A 19,233-nucleotide genomic window follows, 5' to 3' on the forward strand; every position below is an offset into this window, starting at 1 on the left:
ATGGCCCCGTTATCAATGGCATGTCGGTCGATGTTGAGGACTGGTTCCAGGTCGGCGCGTTCGAGAAGGTGATCGACAGGGCCGACTGGGACTCGCTCCAGCCGCGCGTCGAGGCCAACACCGACGCCGTCCTGGCCTTGTTCGCCGAGCGCGACACAAAGGCAACGTTCTTCACTTTAGGCTGGGTAGCGCATCGCTATCCGGCGCTAATTCGGCGAATCGTCAATGCGGGGCACGAGATCGCTAGTCATGGCTGGGATCACCAGCGTGTCTTCACGATGACGCCCGAGTTCTTCCGCGCCGACCTCGTGCGCGCTCGGACGGCGATCGAGGATGCGGCGGGGGCAAAGGTCACCGGCTATCGCGCACCGAGCTTCTCGATCGACCAGCGTACGCCCTGGGCACATGTCGAGCTCGCCGAGGCGGGCTATGCCTATTCCTCCAGCGTCGCGCCGGTGAAGCACGATCATTACGGCTGGCTCGACGCGCCGCGTTACGGGTTCAAGCCGCTTGACGATAGTGCCCTGATTGAAGTCCCGGTGACGGTGGCCAAGTTCGGCGAGCGCAAGCTGGCGACCGGCGGCGGGTTCTTCCGCCTACTCCCCGCGGCGATCACCGATCTCGCGGTGCGGCAGGTCAATCGCGAAGACCGCCCGGCGATGTTCTACTTCCACCCGTGGGAGATCGATCCGTCGCAGCCGCGTGTCGACGCGGCACCGATGCGCTCGAAGATCCGCCATTATTCGCGGCTCGGGGCGATGGCCGGCAAGTTGCGTGGACTGCTCAGCCGGCACGACTGGGGGCGCGTCGATAAGGTTGTGGCGCGCGAAGCGGCCCGGCTGGCGTGACCGCGCCGATGCCTGTCGGTGTGCGCGAAGTCGACCTTCGCGATCCGGCCGAGTGCGCGCGGATCACGACGTTCATCGAGGCTAGCGATGGTGCCACGCCGTTCCACCTGCCCACCTGGAGCCTCGCGGTGCAGGATGGTTGCGGGCAGCGCGCGCATTATCTGGTGTCGGAGAACGGAGGCGCGATCGACGGTGTGCTGCCGTTGACCGAGATGCGTTCGCCGGTGTTCGGGCGCGCGCTGGTGTCGACCGGTTTCGGTGTCGATGGCGGCGTTCTGGGTGACGCGGTCGAAGCGCTGTCGGCGGGGGCTTGGAACCTCGCGCTGCGCACCGGCTGCCCCTCGGTCGAGTTGCGCGGCGGTCCTGCGCCGATCGGCTGGGAGAGCGATGACACCAGCTATCTCGGCTTCGTTCGCGATCTGGCCGCGGACGACGATGCGGAACTGCTCGCGATCCCCCGGAAGCAGCGTGCCGAAGTCCGCCGTGCGCTCGGCTTCGACCTTGAGATCGTGAGCGGCAACAACCGGAAACTGCTCGCCGAGCATTACCGGGTTTATGCGGAGTCGGTTCGCAATCTCGGCACACCGGTTTTTCCCGCCGAGCTTTTTCGTAGTGTTGAGAGCCTGATGGATGCCGATGTTCTGACCGTTCGACATGAGGGCAGGGCAGTCGCCAGCGTCCTGAGCCTGTATTTCAACGGCACGGTCTATCCCTATTGGGGCGGCGGGACCGATGCGGCGCGAGGATTGCGCGCCAACGATCGGATGTATTTCGCGCTGATGGCACACGCCCGCGCGCGGGGTTGCACCCGGTTCGATTTCGGGCGTTCGAAGACCGGCACGGGGGCGGCGGCGTTCAAGAAGAACTGGGGATTCACGCCCGAACCGCGTCTCTATGCCAAGCGCAGCAACGGGCCGGCGCGCGAGGTGAACCCGCTTAATCCAAAATATGCGCTGATGGTGCGGACGTGGAAGAAGCTGCCGCTCTGGGCCGCCAACGCAGCAGGACCGTGGATTTCTCGAGGCCTGGGGTGAACCTGCTCTTCCTGGCGCACCGCGTGCCGTTCCCGCCCGACCGCGGCGACAAGATCCGTAGTTTCCATATTCTCCAGTATCTGGCGAAGCGCACGCCGGTGCATCTGGTGGCGTTTGCCGACGACAAAGGGGACTTAGATCCGCCTGCGTCGTTCACCGATATGCTGGCAAGCTGCACGATCCTGCCGCGTCCGAAGTCGCAGAATCGTGCTGCGCTTGAAGCGCTCGCAACCGGTAAGCCGGTCTCGTTGACCGCCTTTGCGAGCGCGGCGATGCAGGATGCAGTCGATCGTGTTTTGCCTGAGGTTAGTGGGGTCTACTGCTTCTCCGGTCAGATGGCGCAGTATCTGCCGGTTGGTGGTCCGCCGGTCGTGATGGATTTCGTCGATGTCGACTCCGCCAAGTTCGCTGGGTTTGCCAACGACGCGCGGGGCCCGATGCGGTGGATGATGCGGCGCGAGGCTCGACTGCTCGGCGCGTTCGAGCGTGAGGTGGCGGGCAGGGTGTCGGCGAGCCTGTTCGTCAGTGAAGCGGAAGCCGCGCTGTTTCGGGGGGGTGGGGCAACCGAGCGAATCATCGCGGTCGAGAACGGGATCGATTCGGCAAAGTTCGATCCGGCGACGAAGGTCGCGGCGGCCTGTAATTCCCTCCCCCCCGGCGAAGGCCGGGGCCCAATTGGAAAGGTCGCTGTAACGGAGCGCAATCCGTCGTTACCGACGTCCCCCAATTGGGCCCCGGCCTCCGCCGGGGGGGAGCCGTTGGAGGGTTTGCCTCTGCTCGTCTTCACCGGGCAGATGGACTACCGGCCCAACATCGATGCGGTGACGTGGTTCGCACGCGACATCTTTCCGCTCGTCCGCCAGCGCTACCCCGCCCACTACGCGATCGTCGGCCGCGCGCCGACCGCGGCCGTCCAGGCGCTCGCAGGCGATCACGTCACCGTCACCGGCGCGGTCGACGACGTCCGGGGCTGGCTCGCGGCCGCGGACGTCTGCGTCGCCCCGCTGAAGCTCGCGCGCGGGATCCAGAACAAGGTGCTCGAGGCGATGGCGATGGCCCGCCCCGTCGTTGCCTCGACGGCAGCGGCCGAAGGCATCGATCATGCCGACACGATCCGGATTGCCGCGAATGCTCAGGAGTTTGCGGACCGTATCTGCGACTTGCTCGAAGCTCCCGACACCGCGGCATCGCTCGGCCAATCCGCCCGGGCGCAGGTGATCCGCCGCTATGGCTGGGACGCCCGCCTCGCGCCGCTGGACGCGCTACTCGGCCTCCCGGCATGACGGCCTGGCGCCGCCACGGCATCGCGCTCGCGGTCGTCGCGGTGTTGATACTCCTGGCGTTCCGGAGCGACGTTGCCGATCTCGCGCATATCTGGTGGACGAGCACCACCTTCGGCCACTGTCTCTTCATCGGCCCCGTGATCGCATGGCTCGTTTGGCAGCGCCGCACTGAACTGGCCCGACTGACCCCGACCGGCTGGTGGCCCGGCCTCGCACTCGTCGCGATCGGCGGGTTAGGCTGGCTGATGGGCGATGCAGCCTCGGTTGGGTTCGCGCGCCAGTTGGGACTGGTCATGATGCTGCAAGGCGCGGTCGTGACGCTTCTCGGCCCCAACGTGGCGCGCGGGCTGCTTTTTCCGCTCGCGTATGCGTTCTTCCTCGTGCCGTTCGGCGAGGGTCTCGAACCGCCGCTGCAGACCGTCACGGTCGCGATCGTCATGCCGCTGCTGCACCTCGTCGGCGTACCCGCGGTGGTCGACGGCGTGCTGATCCACGCCGGCCGCTATTATTTCGAGGTGGCCGAAGCCTGTTCGGGCGCCAAGTTCGTCATCGCGATGGTCGCGTTCGGGGTGCTCGTTGCCAACCTCTGCTTCGTGTCGTGGAAGCGCCGCGCGGTGTTCCTTGCCGTGTCAATCGTTGTGCCGGTCATCGCCAACGGCTTCCGCGCGTTCGGCACGATCTGGGCGGCGGACCTGACGTCGGTAGAGGCGGCGACGGGGATCGATCACATCGTCTATGGCTGGGTGTTCTTCGCGCTGGTCATGGCGGGCGTCTTGGCGATCGGCTGGCGCTGGTTCGACCGAGCGCCCGATGATCCCGCCTTCGATCCGGCGAAGCTTCAGGTCACACCCCGTCAACGGACCGATCTCGCCATCGCGACCGCACTCGCTATCACCACGTTCGCGGTGTTCCCGGCGTGGAGCACAGCAGTCGCCAGCCGCGCACAGCCACTTCCCGCGCATATCGACCTGCCGGAGATCGCCGGCTGGCACCGCGTTCCCGTCAGTACGCGCGCGCCGTGGACGCCCTATTACCCCGGCGCAGACCATTATCTGTTTGGCCGCTATGCCGACGCGACCGGTGCGCAGGTCGACATGAGCATCGCGGTGTTCGGCAGCCAGCACGAGGGCAAGGAGCTGATCGCCTACGGGACAGGCGTGCTGCGCGAGGAGGATCGCTGGGTCCGCGTCGCCGATTTGCCGAATATCGCAGGCGGTAGCGTCATGCGGATCACCGCGCCCGGACCCGTAGAGCGGATCGTCGCGACGTGGTACCGGGTCGGCGACACGACCACGCAGGACGACACGCTGGTGAAGATCGAAACGATGAAGGCGCGGCTGCTCGGGGGCCCGCAACGCGCGGTGGCGATCCACCTGTCGGTCGAGGGCGCCGATCCACGTCCGATCGCGCGCTTCCTCGCCGCGCTCGGGCCGATTGCGCCGGTTGCCGATCACGCCGCGGGGATGCGCTAGATGTGCGGCATCGCCGGGATCTTCCACCCCGGTACGCCCAAGCCGGTCGACCCGAACCGCGTCCACGCGATGATCGCGGCGCTGTCGCATCGCGGCCCCGACGGCGACGGCATCTGGACTGCGCCGGGCGTCGGTCTCGGCCATCGCCGGCTGTCGATCATCGACCTCGAAGGCTCGCCGCAGCCGATGTCCGACGGCAGCCTGACGATTACCTATAATGGCGAGGTCTATAACTTCGCCGAACTGCGCGACGAATTGACCGCCAAGGGCGCGATCTTCCGAACGTCTGGCGACACCGAAGTCCTGCTGCATGCTTGGCGAGCCTGGGGGCCGTCGATGCTCGATCGGCTGAACGGCATGTTCGCCTTCGCGATCCACGACACCGCCGCGCATACGCTGTTCCTCGCGCGCGACCGGATGGGCGTGAAGCCGCTCCATTATGTCGAACTGGCGGACGGGTCGCTGGCGTTCGCGTCCGAATTGAAGGGCCTGCTCGCGCATCCGCAACTCCGCCGCGTACCCGATCTCGGCGCGGTCGAGGATTACCTGGCGTTCGGGTACGTCCCCGATGATTCCTGCATGGTCGCGGGCGTGAAAAAGCTTGCGGCCGGACATTTCCTGCTTGTCGAACGCGGCAGGTCGGTCCCGCAGCCGCGCAAATGGTGGGACGTCGACTTTTCCAACCGCGCGACCGGCTCGGCCAAGGCGCTGGGTGAGGAACTGGTCGATCGGATGCGTGCGGGGGTGCGTTCGCGGATGGTTGCCGACGTGCCGCTCGGGGCGTTCCTGTCGGGCGGGGTGGACAGTTCTGCGGTCGTCGCGCTGATGGCGGAGGCGAGCCCCAAGGCGGTGCGGACCTGCACGATCGGGTTCGACGAAGCCGGGCACGACGAACGCGGCTATGCCGACGCCGTCGCGCGCCGCTTTGCCACCGATCACCGCGAGCGCGTCGTCCAGTCGGGCGATTTCGGACTGATCGATACGCTGGTCGCAAGCTTCGACGAGCCCTTTGCGGACGCCTCCGCGCTCGCTACCTACCAGGTCTGCGCGCTGGCTCGGGAAAGCGTCACCGTCGCGCTATCCGGAGATGGCGCGGACGAAGCGCTCGCCGGATACCGCCGCTACAAGTTCCAATCGGTCGAGGAGCGCGTCCGCGGTTTGCTGCCGTCGCATCTCCGCGCCGACGTTTTCGGGACGCTTGGCCGCTGGTATCCGAAGGCCGACTGGGCGCCGCGGCCGCTGCGCGCGAAGTCGACGCTGCTGGCGCTCGCGCAAGGTGGCGGCGAGGCGTATGCGCGCTCGGTCGGCGTCACCACGCCCGAACTTCGCGCGCAGCTGTTCAACGCCGGCGCGCGCGCGAAGCTTGGCGGTTACCGTGCCGAGGATCGCTATGTCGCGACGATGGCGAACGCGCCCGCGCGCGACGCGATCGACCGCGCGCAATATGCCGACATCAAGCATTGGCTGCCCGGCGACATCCTGACCAAGGTTGACCGCACCAGCATGGCGGTCGGCCTCGAAGCGCGCGAACCGTTGCTCGACCACCGCCTGATAGAGTTCTGCGCGACGCTGCCGGCGACCATGCGGTTGCGGCACGGCGAGGGCAAATGGCTGATGAAGAAGGCGATGGAGCCGTATCTGCCGCGCGACATCCTCTATCGCCAGAAGATGGGCTTCGTGACGCCGATCAGCGCCTGGTTCCGCGGTGCGCTAGCGGGCGAGGCGACCGCGCTCGCCAAGTCGCGTACGCTGGGCGAGACGGGGTGGTTCGACATGGCGACGATCGCGCGGATCGCCGACGAGCACCGGATGGGGCGTGCGGAACACGGTCGGACCTTGTGGCAGTTCGTGATGCTCGAACGATCGATGAAGCGGATATTCGGGTAGGACGGAGCGAATCCTCCCCCGCCAGGGGGAGGTGGCTGGCACTTGCCAGACGGAGGGGGAGGTACGCAAAACGCTCGTTCCTTGTCCTCCCCCTCCGTCACCTTCGGTGCCACCTCCCCCTGGCGGGGGAGGATTGTAGAGTTTTAGAACAGCCCTTCGATCAGCCCCTCGTCGTTCAACCGGATCGCTTCCGCTGCGGGCACGCGGGGCAGGCCCGGCATCGTCATGATCTCCCCGCAGATCGCGACCACGAACCCGGCACCCGCCGCTAGCCGGACTTCACGCACCGGCACGATGTGCCCGGTCGGCGCGCCGAGCAGGGCAGGGTCGGTCGAAAAGCTGTACTGCGTCTTCGCGAGGCAGACGGGCAGGTGACCGTATCCCGCATCCTCCCAGCGCTTCAACTGCGCGAGGACGCTCGGCTCGGCGACGGCGTGCTCGGCACGATAGATGCGGCGGGCGACGGTATCGATCTTGTCGAACAGAGACAGTTCGTCGCCATAGATCGGCGCGAACCCGCCCCCGTGCGTGTCGCAAAGTTCGGCGACCGCATCGGCCAGTTCGACCGCGCCAGCGCCACCCTCGGCCCAATGCCGGCACAGGATCGCGCGCGAGCCGTGGTGTGCGGCGGCCTCGACGATCGCGGCAATCTCCGCATCGCTGTCGGTGTAGAAATGGTTGATCGCGACCACGGCGGGAACGCCGAACTGGCGGATGTTCTCGATATGACGGACGAGATTGACCGCGCCCTGGCGTACTGCGTCGACGTCTTCGCGTCCCAAATCGGCCTTGGCAACGCCACCGTTCATCTTCAGAGCGCGCGCGGTCGCGACGATCACGACCGCGTCGGGGGCGAGCCCCGCCTGGCGGCACTTGATGTCGAAGAACTTTTCCGCGCCAAGATCCGCGCCGAAGCCCGCCTCGGTCACCACGTAATCGCCGAGCGACAACGCCGCGCGTGTCGCGATGACCGAGTTGCAGCCATGCGCGATGTTGGCGAACGGCCCGCCGTGCAGGAACGCCGGCGTCCCCTCCAGTGACTGGACGAGGTTCGGCTTGATCGCCTCCGCCAGCAGCACCGCCATCGCGCCATCCGCCTTGAGGTCGCGCGCGGTGATCGGTTTGCGGTCACGGGTATACGCCACGACGATGTCGCCTAACCGTCGCTCCATGTCCGCAAGCCCGTCGGCGAGGCACAGGATCGCCATCACCTCCGACGCAACGGTGATGTCGAAGCCCGACTCGCGCGGATAGCCGTTGGCGACGCCACCGATCGACTGGACGATGTCGCGCAGCGCCCGGTCGTTCATGTCGAGCACGCGACGCCAGACCACGCGGCGGACGTCGATCTGGAGCGCGTTGCCCCAGTGGATATGGTTGTCGATCATCGCCGCGAGCAAATTATGTGCCGCCGTGATCGCGTGGAAATCGCCGGTGAAGTGAAGGTTGATGTCCTCCATCGGCGCGACCTGCGCACGACCGCCGCCAGTCGCGCCGCCCTTGGTCCCGAAGCACGGTCCGAGCGATGGTTCGCGAAGGGCGAGTACCGATTTGCGCCCGGTATGGCGGAGCGCGTCGGCGAGGCCGATCGACGTGGTGGTCTTGCCTTCGCCTGCCGGGGTCGGGTTGATCGCGGTGACGAGAATGAGCTTGCCGTTGGGCGAAGACTTGCGTGCGTTCAGCCATTCGAGCGAGATCTTCGCCTTGTACCGGCCGTAAGGCTCGATCGCGTCGTCTGGAATGTGCAGGCTCTCGGCGATGGCGGCGATAGGGCGCAGGGCGACGCTGCGAGCGATGGCGATATCGGTTTCCATGGCGCTGACCTAGCGGGGCCGGGGATGGCTTTCCAGACGATTAGGAGTCCCGAATGCAGAACGGCGCCCGCTTTGTGAAGCGAGCGCCGTCTGTAATCCGCCGTCGATAGGACGCCGTATGATTACATCGTCTGCAGTTCGGTGATGTGCGACTGGACGACCGGTACGATCCCGGCTGCAACAGTCTTCAGGCCCGCCACGGTGCCCTTGTCGGCATAGCCCTGCTGCAACGTAAGCGCCTTGGCATGCGCCACCTTCTGCTGCGTCACGTACAGCCGATCGCGCGCCGTGCCCTTCGCCGCGCGAAGTGCCGCGACGTTCTTCGCGCCCATTGGATCGAGCTTGGGCGGTGCGACCTTCACATGCGCCGCCATCGCCGCGGCCTTCACGTCCTCGGTGCTCTTGGTGTGATCGGTGATCATCATCTGCGCGAAGCTCTTGAGCTTCGGATTAGTGGTCGTCTCGAGCAGGATCTGGCTCGACGTCTTCTCGTAGAGGTCGCCGGCACCGGCCTTCATCACATAGGTCGAAGCGGGCATTGGTGCCTGCGCCGATACGGCGGCGATCGGCAGCGCGATCAGCGCAGCAGCAGTCAGAAATCGTGTCATGGTCTTCTCTCCTGTGGAAACTCTAGTTTAGTCGTTCGCGGTGCCGGGCTCGGCCATCTTGCGGTGCATCTCGGCGAGCACGGCGTTGGGCGTGACGTTGGCGACTGCCGACTGGATCTTGTTTTTCCAGCCCGACACGACCGCGGCCTTGCCGGACATGAGCGCGTCCCAGCCGTCCTTGGCGACGTCGGCCGGATCGCTCTTCTTGGGATCGGTGCCGACGTCGGTGTCGAGCATGTGGGCACGGTCGAAGAATTCGGTATCGACCGGGCCGGGCATCAGGTTGGTCACCGTGACGCCGTCCGCATCCTTGATCTCGTTCTGGATCGCCGCGACGAAGCTGTCGACGAAGCTCTTCGTACCGTTATACACCGCCTGGAACGCACCGGGGATGTAGCCTGCGATCGATCCGGTCACGAGCACCTTGCCTGCGTTGCGCGCAACCATCGGCGGCAGCACCTTTTGCAACAGATACGCCGTGCCGATCACGTTGGTATCGACGACCTTGCGCCACTCGGCCAGATCCTGATCGAGGAACGCCCTGCCGAGCCCGCGCCCGGCATTCGCGCAGACCAGATCGATCGTCCGGCCGTTCGTGGCCGCAAGCAATTGGTCGACGCCTTCGATCGTCGAGAGGTCGGCCTGGAGCGACTGAACATCGGTGCCGAACTGCTTGAAGTCCTGCGCGGCGGCGTCGATCAACGCCTCGTCGGCTACGACCAGTATGTCGTAGCCGTCCTTCGCCGCCAGGGTCGCCAGCTCGAAACCGATACCGGTCGACGCGCCGGTGATGATTGCGAATTTATCAGCCATTGTCAGATATCCTCAGTTGAAGCCGGGCTTCAGCACGACCTTCGTCACTTCGTTCTGGTTGTTCTTGAACATGTCGTAGCCCTTGGGAGCGTCCTCCAAGTCCATGCGGTGCGAGATCAGGAAGGTGGTGTCGATCTTGCCCTCCATGATCGCGTTGAGCAGCGCGGGCATGTAATGCTGGACGTGTGTCTGGCCGGTCTTGAGCGTCAGCCCCTTCTCCATGAAGGCACCGAGCGGGAACTTGTCGACGAACCCGCCGTACACCGCCGGCATCGACACCCGCCCGCCCTTGCGACACGCGATGATCGCCTGGCGGATCGAGTGCGTCCGATCAGTGCCGAGGAAGGTCGAGGCCTTGATCTGGTCGACGACGTTGTCGACGAAGAAGCCGTGTGCCTCCAGCCCGACACTGTCGATGACGGCGTCAGGACCGATCCCGCCGGTCATCACCATCAGCGCCTCGTAGACCGCGCTTTCTTCATAGTTGATGGTTTCCGCGCCGAATTTCTTGGCGAGCTCCAGTCGGTGCGGGAAATGGTCGATCGCGATGACGCGCTCGGCACCCATCAGGAACGCCGACTGCACCGCGAACAGCCCGACCGGACCGCAACCCCAGACCGCGACCGTGTCGCCCGGTTCGATCTGCGCGTTCTCCGCCGCCATCCAGCCGGTCGGCAAGATGTCGGAGAGGAACAACACCTTCTCGTCGTCGACGCCGTCGGGAATGACGATCGGGCCGACGTCGCTGAACGGTACGCGGACATATTCCGCCTGTCCGCCGGCATAACCGCCGGTCATGTGACTATAGCCGAACAGCCCGGACATGGGTTGACCGTAGATTTCCTGTGCGATGTCCTGGTTGTCGGCGGGGAGGCCGTTGTCGCAGGCCGAATACTGGTGCTTGCCGCAGTGGTAGCAACTGCCGCAGGCGATCGTGAACGGGACGACGACCTTCTGGCCCTTCTTCAACGTCGACTTCGCGCCGACCTCGACGACTTCGCCCATGAATTCGTGGCCAAGGATATCGCCGGCCTGCATCGTCGGGATATAGCCGTCGTACAGATGCAGGTCGGAGCCGCATATCGCGGTCGCGGTGACCTTGATGATGCAATCGCGCTGGTTGACGATTTCGGGATCGTCGACCGTATCGACGCGGACGTCATGCTTACCGTGCCATGCCAGAGCGCGCATCAGGCGAGTTCCTCTTCATGCTGCTTGCGGTTCATCGCGGCAGTCGCGATCTCGCCGGTTTCCATCAACTGCTTGAAACGGCGCAGGTCCCGGCGGGCCTGAATCGCAGGCTCGCGCTGGAACATCTTGGCGATCAACTTGCCGATCACGCCACCCGGCGGATCGTACAGGATGGTCGCAACGACCACCGTGCCGCGCGCGCCCGCATCTCGAAACTCGACGCGGCCGCTGTTAGGCACGTCGGCGCCATCCTCCGACGACCATGCGATGAAGCTGTCCTGCGCTTCGTCGGTAATCGCCGACGTCCATTCATAGGATTTGCTCGCCGGACCCTTGACCACCCAATGCGAGCGGCGCTGGTCGAGGACGTCGATACGCTCGACATTCTCCATGAAACTCGGAAGGTTCGAGAAATCACGGAAATAGGCGAACAGTTCGCCGACCGGGCGATTGATCGTAACCGCACGGGCAACGATGCTGCTGCCCTTGCCGTCCGCAAGGTCCTGCGTCGCGTCCGCTACAGCGTCGCTTCGCTTGGACGTGCTTAGTGGGGCGTCATCTCTTGGATCGCGTTCAGTCATCACCGTCTCCTGGCTGCGAAGTCCTTCCAACAGTGTCCGAAGACCTATGTTCCGCCGCCTTGGTCTTGAATTTGCAAGACTTGATATCGATCAGGACAATCGGCCCCGCGCAGAATCCATCCAGTGTCACGAAGTTTACATCGTCACATTCGGGAAGCGGTGTTCGTTACACGCGCACGCCAATCTTGGGGGGTTTTGGCCGCTGAGAGATGTAAACATACCTACACGTCGATCATCGCAGCAGACGAGGATCGCCCGTGACCTACCAGACGCACATCGCCCAGTTGACCAACCTCATCGCCGACCAGAACGGCACGTGGGACGCGATCTCGCCCGAGTCCGTCGCGCGGATGCGGTTGCAGAACCGGTTCACCACCGGCCTCGACATCGCGCGCTATACCGCGGCGATCATGCGCGAGGACATGGCGGCCTATGATGCCGATCCCACGCACTACACGCAGTCGCTCGGTTGCTGGCACGGGTTCATCGCGCAGCAGAAGATGATCAGCATCAAGAAGCATTTCGGCACGACCGACCGCCGGTATCTTTACCTCTCCGGCTGGATGGTCGCGGCGATGCGCAGCGAGTTCGGCCCGCTGCCCGACCAGTCGATGCACGAGAAGACCAGTGTCCCCGCGCTGATCGAGGAACTCTACACCTTTCTCCGGCAGGCCGATGCACGTGAACTCGGGATGATGTTTCGCGACGTCGACGCCGCGCGCGCTGCGGGCAACGCCATCGAGGAACAGCGCCTGCTCAACGCGATCGAGAACCACCAGACGCATGTCGTGCCGATCATCGCCGACATCGATGCGGGCTTCGGCAATGCGGAAGCGACGTACCTGCTCGCGCGAAAGATGATCGAGGCGGGCGCCTGCGCGCTCCAGATCGAGAACCAGGTCAGCGACGAGAAGCAGTGCGGCCACCAGGACGGCAAGGTCACCGTGCCGCACGAGGACTTCCTGGCGAAGGTACGCGCGTGCCGCTACGCGTTTCTCGAACTCGGCGTCGAGGACGGCATTATCGTCACGCGGACCGACTCGCTCGGCGCTGGCCTCACCAAGCAGATCGCGGTCAGCAAGGAAGCGGGCGACCTCGGCGACCAGTATAACTCGTACCTCGACTGCGAGGAGATCGACCCGGCGACCGCGCAGAACGGCGACGTCATCCTCAACCGCGACGGCAAGCTGCTCCGTCCCAAGCGCCTGCCCTCGAACCTGTTCCAGTTCCGCGCGGGGACCGGCGAGGATCGCTGCGTGATGGACTGCATCGCGTCGCTACAGAACGGCGCCGATCTGCTGTGGATCGAGACCGAGAAGCCGCATATCGAGCAGATCGCCGGCATGGTCGACCGCATCCGCGAGGTCGTTCCGAACGCCAAGCTCGTCTACAATAACTCGCCGAGCTTCAATTGGACGCTGAACTTCCGCCAGCAAGTGTTCGATGCGTGGTTGGCTGCCGGCGAGGACGTCTCCGCCTATGATCGCGCGCGTTTGATGAGCGTCGATTACGACGGCACGACGCTCGCGGACGAGGCAGACGAACGCATCCGCACTTTCCAGGCGGATTCGGCCAAGCGGGCCGGGATCTTCCACCATCTGATCACGCTGCCGACGTATCACACGGCGGCGCTATCGACCGACAACCTCGCGAAGGAGTATTTCGGGGATGCGGGGATGCTCGGCTATGTGAAGGGCGTCCAGCGCAAGGAAATCCGCGAGGGCATCGCCTGCGTGAAGCACCAGAACATGTCGGGCTCGGACCTGGGCGATGACCACAAGGAGTGTTTTGCGGGTGAGGCGGCTCTGAAGGCTGGAGGCGCGCATAATACGATGAATCAATTTGCGGCGTGATGCCCAAGCCGGAGCGAAAGCTCCGGCGCGGACCCGGCATCACGCCCGGCCGGCGGGGCCTAAATCCCCGTCCGACGACGCGGCTTTGCCGCGGCGCCTGTTTGGCGGAAAACCTGCGTGCGGAAATGTTACGCTATCTTAGGCGGAATGGCCGATTGAAACGGTCAGAGTAACGACGCACCATCTCCGTTAGTAACGTTCCCCAACTGGGCCCCGGCCTTCGCCGGGGACGTGGTTAGTTGGTATGTTCGACCCGCTCACCATTGAGGCCGCCAACGGCTCAAGACGGGGGATGCAGACCGATCGTCCGTTTCACGATCCTCCCCCGCCAGGGGGAGGTGTCGCCGAAGGTGACGGAGGGGGAGGACACGGAACAGAGGTCACCTTATCCTCCCCCTCCGTCAGGCAAGTGCCTGCCACCTCCCCCTTGCGGGGGAGGATCGCTAAACTGCCGACCGGCTTTACTCCGCCGAGTCCACCCGGTCCGCCGCAAGCGGTTCCGCCAGCGCCGTCTTGCCCAGCGATGCCAGCACCGCCGCCGTCAACGCGTCGAGCCCGTACGGCTTCTCCAGCATGATCGCGTCCGTATCGCCCTCGACCGACGCGGTATCGCCGCTCGCGAAGACGATCCCCACGCCCGGCCGCAGCGCGCGCGCGGTGCGGGCGAAGTCCGGTCCAGATACGCCCGGCAGGTTGATGTCGGTCACCAGCGCGTCGATCGGCACGGTCTGAAGCGCGGTCATCGCGTCCTCCGCACTGGCGGCATCCACCACCACGAAGCCGCTGCCTTGCAGCATCTCGGCGGTGTTCGCGCGGATCATCTCGTCGTCCTCGACCAGCAGGACGGTGCGCCGTGCCGACGCGTCCAACCGTCGCTCCGCCTCGATCCGTGCATCGCGCGCGACCTTGGCGGCAGGCGAGCCGCCTCGCTGCCGATTGGCGAGCACTTCGCGGAATTTCCGCGCCAGCGCCTCGCGCGAATACGGCTTCGACAACAGGTCGACGCCGGCATCGAGCTTGCCGCCGTGCACGATCGAGTTCTCGGTATAGCCCGACGTGAACAGCACCACGAGATTGGGCAGCCGCTCCTTCGCCTTGCGCGCGAGTTCCGGGCTTTTCAGCGTTCCGGGCATCACCACGTCGGTGAACAGGATATCGATCGGCACGCCGCTCTCGACCACGTTGAGCGCACTGGCCGCGTCGACCGACTTCAGGACGCTGTAGCCGAGATCGGTCAGCAGTTCGACCACGGTGGTGCGGACCTCGTCGTCGTCCTCGACCACCAGCACCGTCTCCGTGCCACCGCAGATCGGCCCCGCATCCGCGACGACCTCGACGTCCTCGCTCTCCATCGCGCGCGGCAGATACAGCTTGATCGTGGTGCCTTCGCCGACCTCAGAATAGATCTTCACATGGCCGCCGGACTGTTTGACGAAGCCGTAGACCATCGACAGGCCAAGGCCCGACCCCTTGCCTTCGCTCTTGGTCGAGAAGAACGGTTCGAACACCTTCTCGATGATTTCCGGGCTCATGCCGCTGCCGGTGTCGGACACGGCGAGCAGGACGTACTGCCCGGCCTCGACCTCCTCGTGGCTGCGGGCATAGGCGTCGTCGAGGTGGGCGTTGCCGAGTTCAATGGTGAGTTTGCCCTGGCCCTCCATCGCGTCGCGCGCGTTGATCGCGAGGTTGAGCAGCGCGTTCTCGATCTGCGCGGGGTCGATGAACGTGTTCCAGAGGCCGCCGCCGACCACGGTCTCGATCTCGACGCCTTCGCCGATCGCGCGGCGCAGCATGTCGTCCATCCCGCGCACGAACCGCGTGACGTTGACGACCTTGGGCTCGAGCGCCTGGCGACGTCCGAACGCGAGCAATTGCGAGGCGAGCTTCGAACCGCGCGTGACGCCGGCCATCGCGTTGGCGACCCAGCGCTCCGCACGCTCGTTGCCGGCGAGGTTCTTGCCGAGCAGCTGGAGATTGCCCGAGACGACCTGGAGCAGATTGTTGAAGTCGTGCGCGACGCCGCCGGTGAGCTTGCCGACGGTCTCCATCTTCTGCGATTGCGCGAGCTTGGCTTCGGCCTCGCGGCGCTCGCCGATCTCGGCGATGACGCGCGCCTCGAGCGTCTCGTTGAGCTGGCGAAGCTGATCCTCGGCGCGCTCGCGGTGGCGGACCTGGCGCGCGAGCGCTTCGGCCTGCTCGCGCAAGGCGGCCTCGGCGGCGCGCTGATGCGTGATGTCAGTGTGGACGCCGACCCATTCGATGACTTCGCCCGCCGAATCGAGGATCGGCAGGCTGCGTACGGCGAAGGTGCGCCATGCCCCGCAATGGCGGCGGACGCGGTGTTCGAATACGAACATCGACTTGTTCAGGACGGCGGCGGTCCACGCCTTGATCGTCGATGCGACGTCGTCGGGGTGGATCGCGTCGGCCCAGCCGAAATTCTGGTATTCGTCGATCGACTGGCCGGTGAGCGTCGCCCAGCCGGGTTGCTCGCCGATCATCCGGCCGTCCGGGCTGTTGGTCCAGAGCACGCCGTGGACCGCGTCCATCGCGGTGCGGAAGCGGCCGTTGCTGATGCCGAGTGCGGCCTCGCGTTCGGCGCGCTCCTCGACGTCGATGCCGAGCACGTAGATGCCGGCGACCGCGCCGTCCGCCTGGAAATGCGGAACATAGCGGAATTCGGAGCGGCGCGGGCGGCCGTCGCGGTGCGGGAAGACGGTCTGCGCGATGAAGCTCTCGCCGGCCAGCGCGCGCTCGAACGAGGGGCGGCGATCCTGGTACACCGCGTCGCCGAGCACCTCGCTGACGGACTTGCCGATCATCGACTCGGGCGCGACGCCGAGCCATTCGTCATATTGCGCGTTGGCGAGGCGGTAGACGTGGTCGCGGTCGATGTACGAGATCAGCATCGGCACGGCGTCCGTTACACGGCGCAGCTCGGCTTCGCTGGCGGCGAGGCGGTGCTCGGCTTCGACACGGCCGCTATTGTCGACCATCGTGCACAGGACGCCGCCGACTGTGCCACCGGCGCAGTAGACGGGCGTGTAGAACAGGTCGAGCGTCAGTGTTTGGGGGCCTTCGGGGCGCTGGAACAGGATCGGCTGGTCGCGGTAGGCGACGGTCTCGCCGCGCAGGCCAGCTTCGAGGACGGCGCGGTTCCAGTCCCATACTTCGGGGAACGCGGTCGCGACCGGGCTGCCGAGCGCGGCGGGGTGGCGGTCTCCTGCGACGGCGCGGTAGCTGTCGTTGTAGAGCATGATGTGCTCGGGCCCCCACATCACGACCTTGGCGACGGGCGAGTTGAGGATGTTGGCGAGCGTGACGCGGAGCTCGGCGGGCCACGAGTCGATCGGGCCGAGTGACGTCGCGCTCCAATCGCGCTGGCGGACGAGCATCCCGCATTCGCCGCCGCCGATCAGGATCTCGGCGGGCTTTTGAAGGGCGTCGCGGTCGCGCATCTGCTGGAGCGCGGTGCGGACGATGGCGGCGGCGTCGCCATGCCCTCCGTCGATCAATTCGTCGATGTAGCTGCCAAGGTCTGCGGGCAGGGAAATGGTGCGCGACGAGTCAGGCGTTGTCATGCCGGACTAGTGGGTATCGCGCGCACGCCTGTCAATGATTAGGGGTGTTGGGGGAGGTGGCGGATCGCGCATCGATCCGGGCATACCCACTTAGCCCCACCCCGGCGAAGGCCGGGGCCCAGCTGGGGGACGTCGCTAACGGAGCGTTGCCCTTCGTTACGACCACCTTTCCAACTGGGCCCCGGCCTTCGCCGGGGTGGTGGCCGGTAAGCCGGGATGGTGGCCAGTAAACCGCGTTCGAACCTAAAAATGTTTCCCCGCGAAGGCGGGGACCCAGACTGGGCTCCCGCCTTCGCGGGAGAACACGGAAGGGCGGGCTGTCGTTCGGCAGCGCGCCCTTCCTTCTCTCTTCCGATCAGCCTTCAGTGCGTGGAAGACCAAGCGGGTTGTCGTACTTGACCGCCTTCGGCAACAACGCATCGGGCAGGTCCTGGTAGCAGACCGGGCGCAGGAAGCGCTCGATCGCCGCCGTGCCGACCGAGGTCGTGCGCGGGTCCGACGTCGCGGGGAAAGGCCCGCCATGCACCATCGCAGGAGCAACCTCGACGCCGGTCGGCCATCCGTTCGCGAGGATGCGACCGGCCTTGCGCTCGAGTACCGGCACCAGCGTCGCAGCGTCGGCATAATCGCCTTCGTCGATCTGCAACGTGATCGTCAGCTGACCCTCGACCTGCTCCAGAACCTGGCGGACCTCGGCGAGGTCGGCGCAACGGACGATGATCGAGGCAGCCCCGAACACTTCGTGCGACAGCGCCGGGTCGGCGACGAACGCCTTCCCGGTGGTCGAGAACAACGCCGCACGACCGCGGTTTGCGCCCTCGGCCTCGGTGCCGCGGGCGAGCGTCTCGACCGCGTCATGACCGGCAAGCGCGGCGACGCCCTTGTCGTAGCTGGCGTGAATGCCGGGGGTGAGCATGACCTGTGGCGCAGCCTCGCCAAGCGCAGCAGCGGCGGCTTCGACGAAGGTGTCGAGGTCGGGACCGTCGACCGCGACGACGATGCCGGGGTTCGTGCAGAACTGGCCCGAGCCCATCGTCAGCGAGCCGACATAGGCCTTGCCAAGCGCTTCGCCGCGCGCCGCAAGCGCCTCTGGGAACAGGATCACCGGGTTGACGCTGCTCATCTCGGCATAGACCGGGATCGGCTCGGGGCGCGCTGCGGCGAGTGCCACCAGCGCAAGGCCACCGCCGCGCGAGCCGGTGAAGCCGACCGCCTTGATGCGCGCGTCCTTGACGAGTGCTGCGCCGAGTTCGTTCGCCGGACCCTGGACCAACGAGAACACGCCCTCGGGCAGGCCGCACTTGGCGACTGCGGCCTGGATCGCCTTGCCGACCATCACCGACGTGCCGGGATGCGCAGGGTGGCCCTTGACCACGACCGGGCAACCGGCGGCGAGTGCGGAGGCGGTGTCGCCGCCAGCGACCGAGAAGGCGAGCGGGAAGTTGGATGCACCGAACACCGCGACCGGGCCGACCGCGATGCGGCGCTGGCGAAGGTCGGAGCGGGGGGCGGGCTTACGATCGGGCTGCGCTTCGTCGATGATGACCGAGGCCCAGGTGCCGGCGCGGAGGTGCTTGGCGAACAGGCGGAGCTGGCCGGTGGTACGGCCGCGCTCGCCTTCGAGACGTGGGCGGGGCAGGCCGCTCTCCTGGATCGCACGGGCGACGAGCGGCTCGTGGATCGCCTCGATCTCGTCGGCGATCGTCTCGAGGAATTTCGCGCGCGTTTCGGGATCGGTTTCGCGGAAAATGTCGAACGCTGCTTCGGCGAGCTTGCAGGCTTCCGCGACGTCTTCTTCACTCGAAACGGCAAAGGCAGGCTCGATTTTCGCGTCGGTCGACGGGTCGATCGCGAGGAAGGTGACGTCGCTGTCTACGGCGCGCGCGCCGATCGGGAAGGTACCGTCCATGTCAGTTCTCCAAATCAAATCGAGGGACGCGCCAACCGGAACGGCGGTGCGTCGGGAAATCGTCGGCTAAGATGCGCGGCGGCCGCAAAGGTCGCGCTATCACTCTCGGCTACCTGCTCCAATGTGGTGCGAAGGCGAACCAGGTTCCAGTGTGTAGCAGCAGTCACGGACGGCAATGTGACACCGAGGCCATGGCTTGGGTAGAGTGTACGGATCAGATCGTATCGCACGTGCACTCCCTGTCCGTCCCCTGTGTGCTTGCTGCCCGGTACGGCAAAACCGATTGTCCGACTAATCTTGGGAGCGATAACACGCAAGCGCGAACCGCCGCGGCGCTATGTTCTCTGAGTATACGACTA

At 65.8% G+C, this 19,233-nt stretch carries 13 protein-coding genes; 6 read left to right on the forward strand and 7 right to left on the reverse strand.

The genetic code is table 11. The annotated features are described in order from the left end of the window. Nucleotides 1-20: 20 nt before the first annotated feature. Genes AC1ME3_RS13260 through AC1ME3_RS13280 form a run of 5 tightly spaced genes read left to right on the forward strand, consistent with a single transcriptional unit; the run spans nt 21 to nt 6,524 of the window. The gene (locus AC1ME3_RS13260) at nt 21-848 is read left to right on the forward strand and encodes an XrtA system polysaccharide deacetylase (protein ID WP_480953517.1); all 828 of its coding nucleotides are present in this window, start codon (nt 21-23) and stop codon (nt 846-848) included. Next, nucleotides 845-1,882 (forward strand): FemAB family XrtA/PEP-CTERM system-associated protein, encoded by a 1,038-nt coding sequence (locus tag AC1ME3_RS13265; protein WP_480953518.1) that lies wholly within the window; start codon nt 845-847, stop codon nt 1,880-1,882. Before AC1ME3_RS13260 ends, AC1ME3_RS13265 begins: the two co-directional genes overlap by 4 nt. Continuing rightward, nucleotides 1,879-3,165, forward strand: a complete 1,287-nt coding sequence (locus AC1ME3_RS13270; protein ID WP_480953519.1) for a glycosyltransferase — start codon at nt 1,879-1,881, stop codon at nt 3,163-3,165. The genes AC1ME3_RS13265 and AC1ME3_RS13270 overlap by 4 nt, the downstream gene beginning before the upstream one ends. Beyond that, nucleotides 3,162-4,637, forward strand: coding sequence for an exosortase A (gene xrtA, locus AC1ME3_RS13275; RefSeq protein ID WP_480953520.1), 1,476 nt, complete (start codon nt 3,162-3,164; stop codon nt 4,635-4,637). The genes AC1ME3_RS13270 and xrtA overlap by 4 nt, the downstream gene beginning before the upstream one ends. Further along, nucleotides 4,638-6,524 (forward strand): XrtA/PEP-CTERM system amidotransferase, encoded by a 1,887-nt coding sequence (locus tag AC1ME3_RS13280; RefSeq protein ID WP_480953521.1) that lies wholly within the window; start codon nt 4,638-4,640, stop codon nt 6,522-6,524. It begins immediately after the preceding gene. A 143-nt stretch (nt 6,525-6,667) separates the two neighbouring features. On the opposite strand, the gene AC1ME3_RS13285 is transcribed toward AC1ME3_RS13280, so the two are convergent. The 5 genes from AC1ME3_RS13285 to AC1ME3_RS13305 all read right to left on the reverse strand — a co-directional run bounded on the left by AC1ME3_RS13285 (nt 6,668) and on the right by AC1ME3_RS13305 (nt 11,531). Further along, complete coding sequence (locus AC1ME3_RS13285; RefSeq protein ID WP_480953522.1) at nt 6,668-8,338, reverse strand: formate--tetrahydrofolate ligase; 1,671 nt, start codon at nt 8,336-8,338, stop codon at nt 6,668-6,670. 122 nt (nt 8,339-8,460) lie between these two features. Then, nucleotides 8,461-8,946 (reverse strand): DUF4142 domain-containing protein, encoded by a 486-nt coding sequence (locus AC1ME3_RS13290; RefSeq protein ID WP_480953523.1) that lies wholly within the window; start codon nt 8,944-8,946, stop codon nt 8,461-8,463. A 27-nt stretch (nt 8,947-8,973) separates the two neighbouring features. Continuing rightward, on the reverse strand, nt 8,974-9,759 hold the full coding sequence (locus AC1ME3_RS13295) for an SDR family NAD(P)-dependent oxidoreductase (protein WP_480953524.1): 786 nt from the start codon (nt 9,757-9,759) through the stop codon (nt 8,974-8,976). 12 nt (nt 9,760-9,771) lie between these two features. Continuing rightward, nucleotides 9,772-10,950, reverse strand: coding sequence for a zinc-dependent alcohol dehydrogenase (locus tag AC1ME3_RS13300; RefSeq protein ID WP_120300021.1), 1,179 nt, complete (start codon nt 10,948-10,950; stop codon nt 9,772-9,774). Beyond that, nucleotides 10,950-11,531, reverse strand: coding sequence for an SRPBCC family protein (locus AC1ME3_RS13305; protein ID WP_480953525.1), 582 nt, complete (start codon nt 11,529-11,531; stop codon nt 10,950-10,952). The genes AC1ME3_RS13300 and AC1ME3_RS13305 overlap by 1 nt, the downstream gene beginning before the upstream one ends. Before the next feature lie 257 nt (nt 11,532-11,788). On the opposite strand from AC1ME3_RS13305, the gene AC1ME3_RS13310 reads away from it, so the two are divergent. Continuing rightward, nucleotides 11,789-13,384, forward strand: coding sequence for an isocitrate lyase (locus AC1ME3_RS13310; protein WP_480953526.1), 1,596 nt, complete (start codon nt 11,789-11,791; stop codon nt 13,382-13,384). 461 nt (nt 13,385-13,845) lie between these two features. Here AC1ME3_RS13310 and AC1ME3_RS13315 read toward each other — a convergent pair whose 3' ends face one another. Beyond that, on the reverse strand, nt 13,846-16,965 hold the full coding sequence (locus tag AC1ME3_RS13315) for a PAS domain-containing protein (protein ID WP_480953527.1): 3,120 nt from the start codon (nt 16,963-16,965) through the stop codon (nt 13,846-13,848). A 355-nt stretch (nt 16,966-17,320) separates the two neighbouring features. Next, nucleotides 17,321-18,874 carry an aldehyde dehydrogenase (NADP(+)) gene (locus AC1ME3_RS13320; RefSeq protein WP_480953528.1) on the reverse strand — a complete coding sequence of 518 codons (1,554 nt, stop codon included), beginning with the start codon at nt 18,872-18,874 and terminating at the stop codon, nt 17,321-17,323. Nucleotides 18,875-19,233 lie beyond the last annotated feature (359 nt).

This window comes from Sphingomonas sp. BL2, assembly GCF_056680015.1.

Bases quoted from the DNA above. Each gene is read 5' to 3' on its own strand.
- AC1ME3_RS13315 (WP_480953527.1), bottom strand. From the start codon at position 16,965: ATGACAACGCCTGACTCGTCGCGCACCATTTCCCTGCCCGCAGACCTT.
- AC1ME3_RS13320 (WP_480953528.1), bottom strand. From the start codon at position 18,874: ATGGACGGTACCTTCCCGATCGGCGCGCGCGCCGTAGACAGCGACGTC.
- AC1ME3_RS13260 (WP_480953517.1), top strand. From the start codon at position 21: ATGTCGGTCGATGTTGAGGACTGGTTCCAGGTCGGCGCGTTCGAGAAG.
- AC1ME3_RS13295 (WP_480953524.1), bottom strand. From the start codon at position 9,759: ATGGCTGATAAATTCGCAATCATCACCGGCGCGTCGACCGGTATCGGT.
- AC1ME3_RS13285 (WP_480953522.1), bottom strand. From the start codon at position 8,338: ATGGAAACCGATATCGCCATCGCTCGCAGCGTCGCCCTGCGCCCTATC.
- AC1ME3_RS13290 (WP_480953523.1), bottom strand. From the start codon at position 8,946: ATGACACGATTTCTGACTGCTGCTGCGCTGATCGCGCTGCCGATCGCC.
- AC1ME3_RS13300 (WP_120300021.1), bottom strand. From the start codon at position 10,950: ATGCGCGCTCTGGCATGGCACGGTAAGCATGACGTCCGCGTCGATACG.
- AC1ME3_RS13280 (WP_480953521.1), top strand. From the start codon at position 4,638: ATGTGCGGCATCGCCGGGATCTTCCACCCCGGTACGCCCAAGCCGGTC.
- AC1ME3_RS13305 (WP_480953525.1), bottom strand. From the start codon at position 11,531: ATGACTGAACGCGATCCAAGAGATGACGCCCCACTAAGCACGTCCAAG.
- xrtA (WP_480953520.1), top strand. From the start codon at position 3,162: ATGACGGCCTGGCGCCGCCACGGCATCGCGCTCGCGGTCGTCGCGGTG.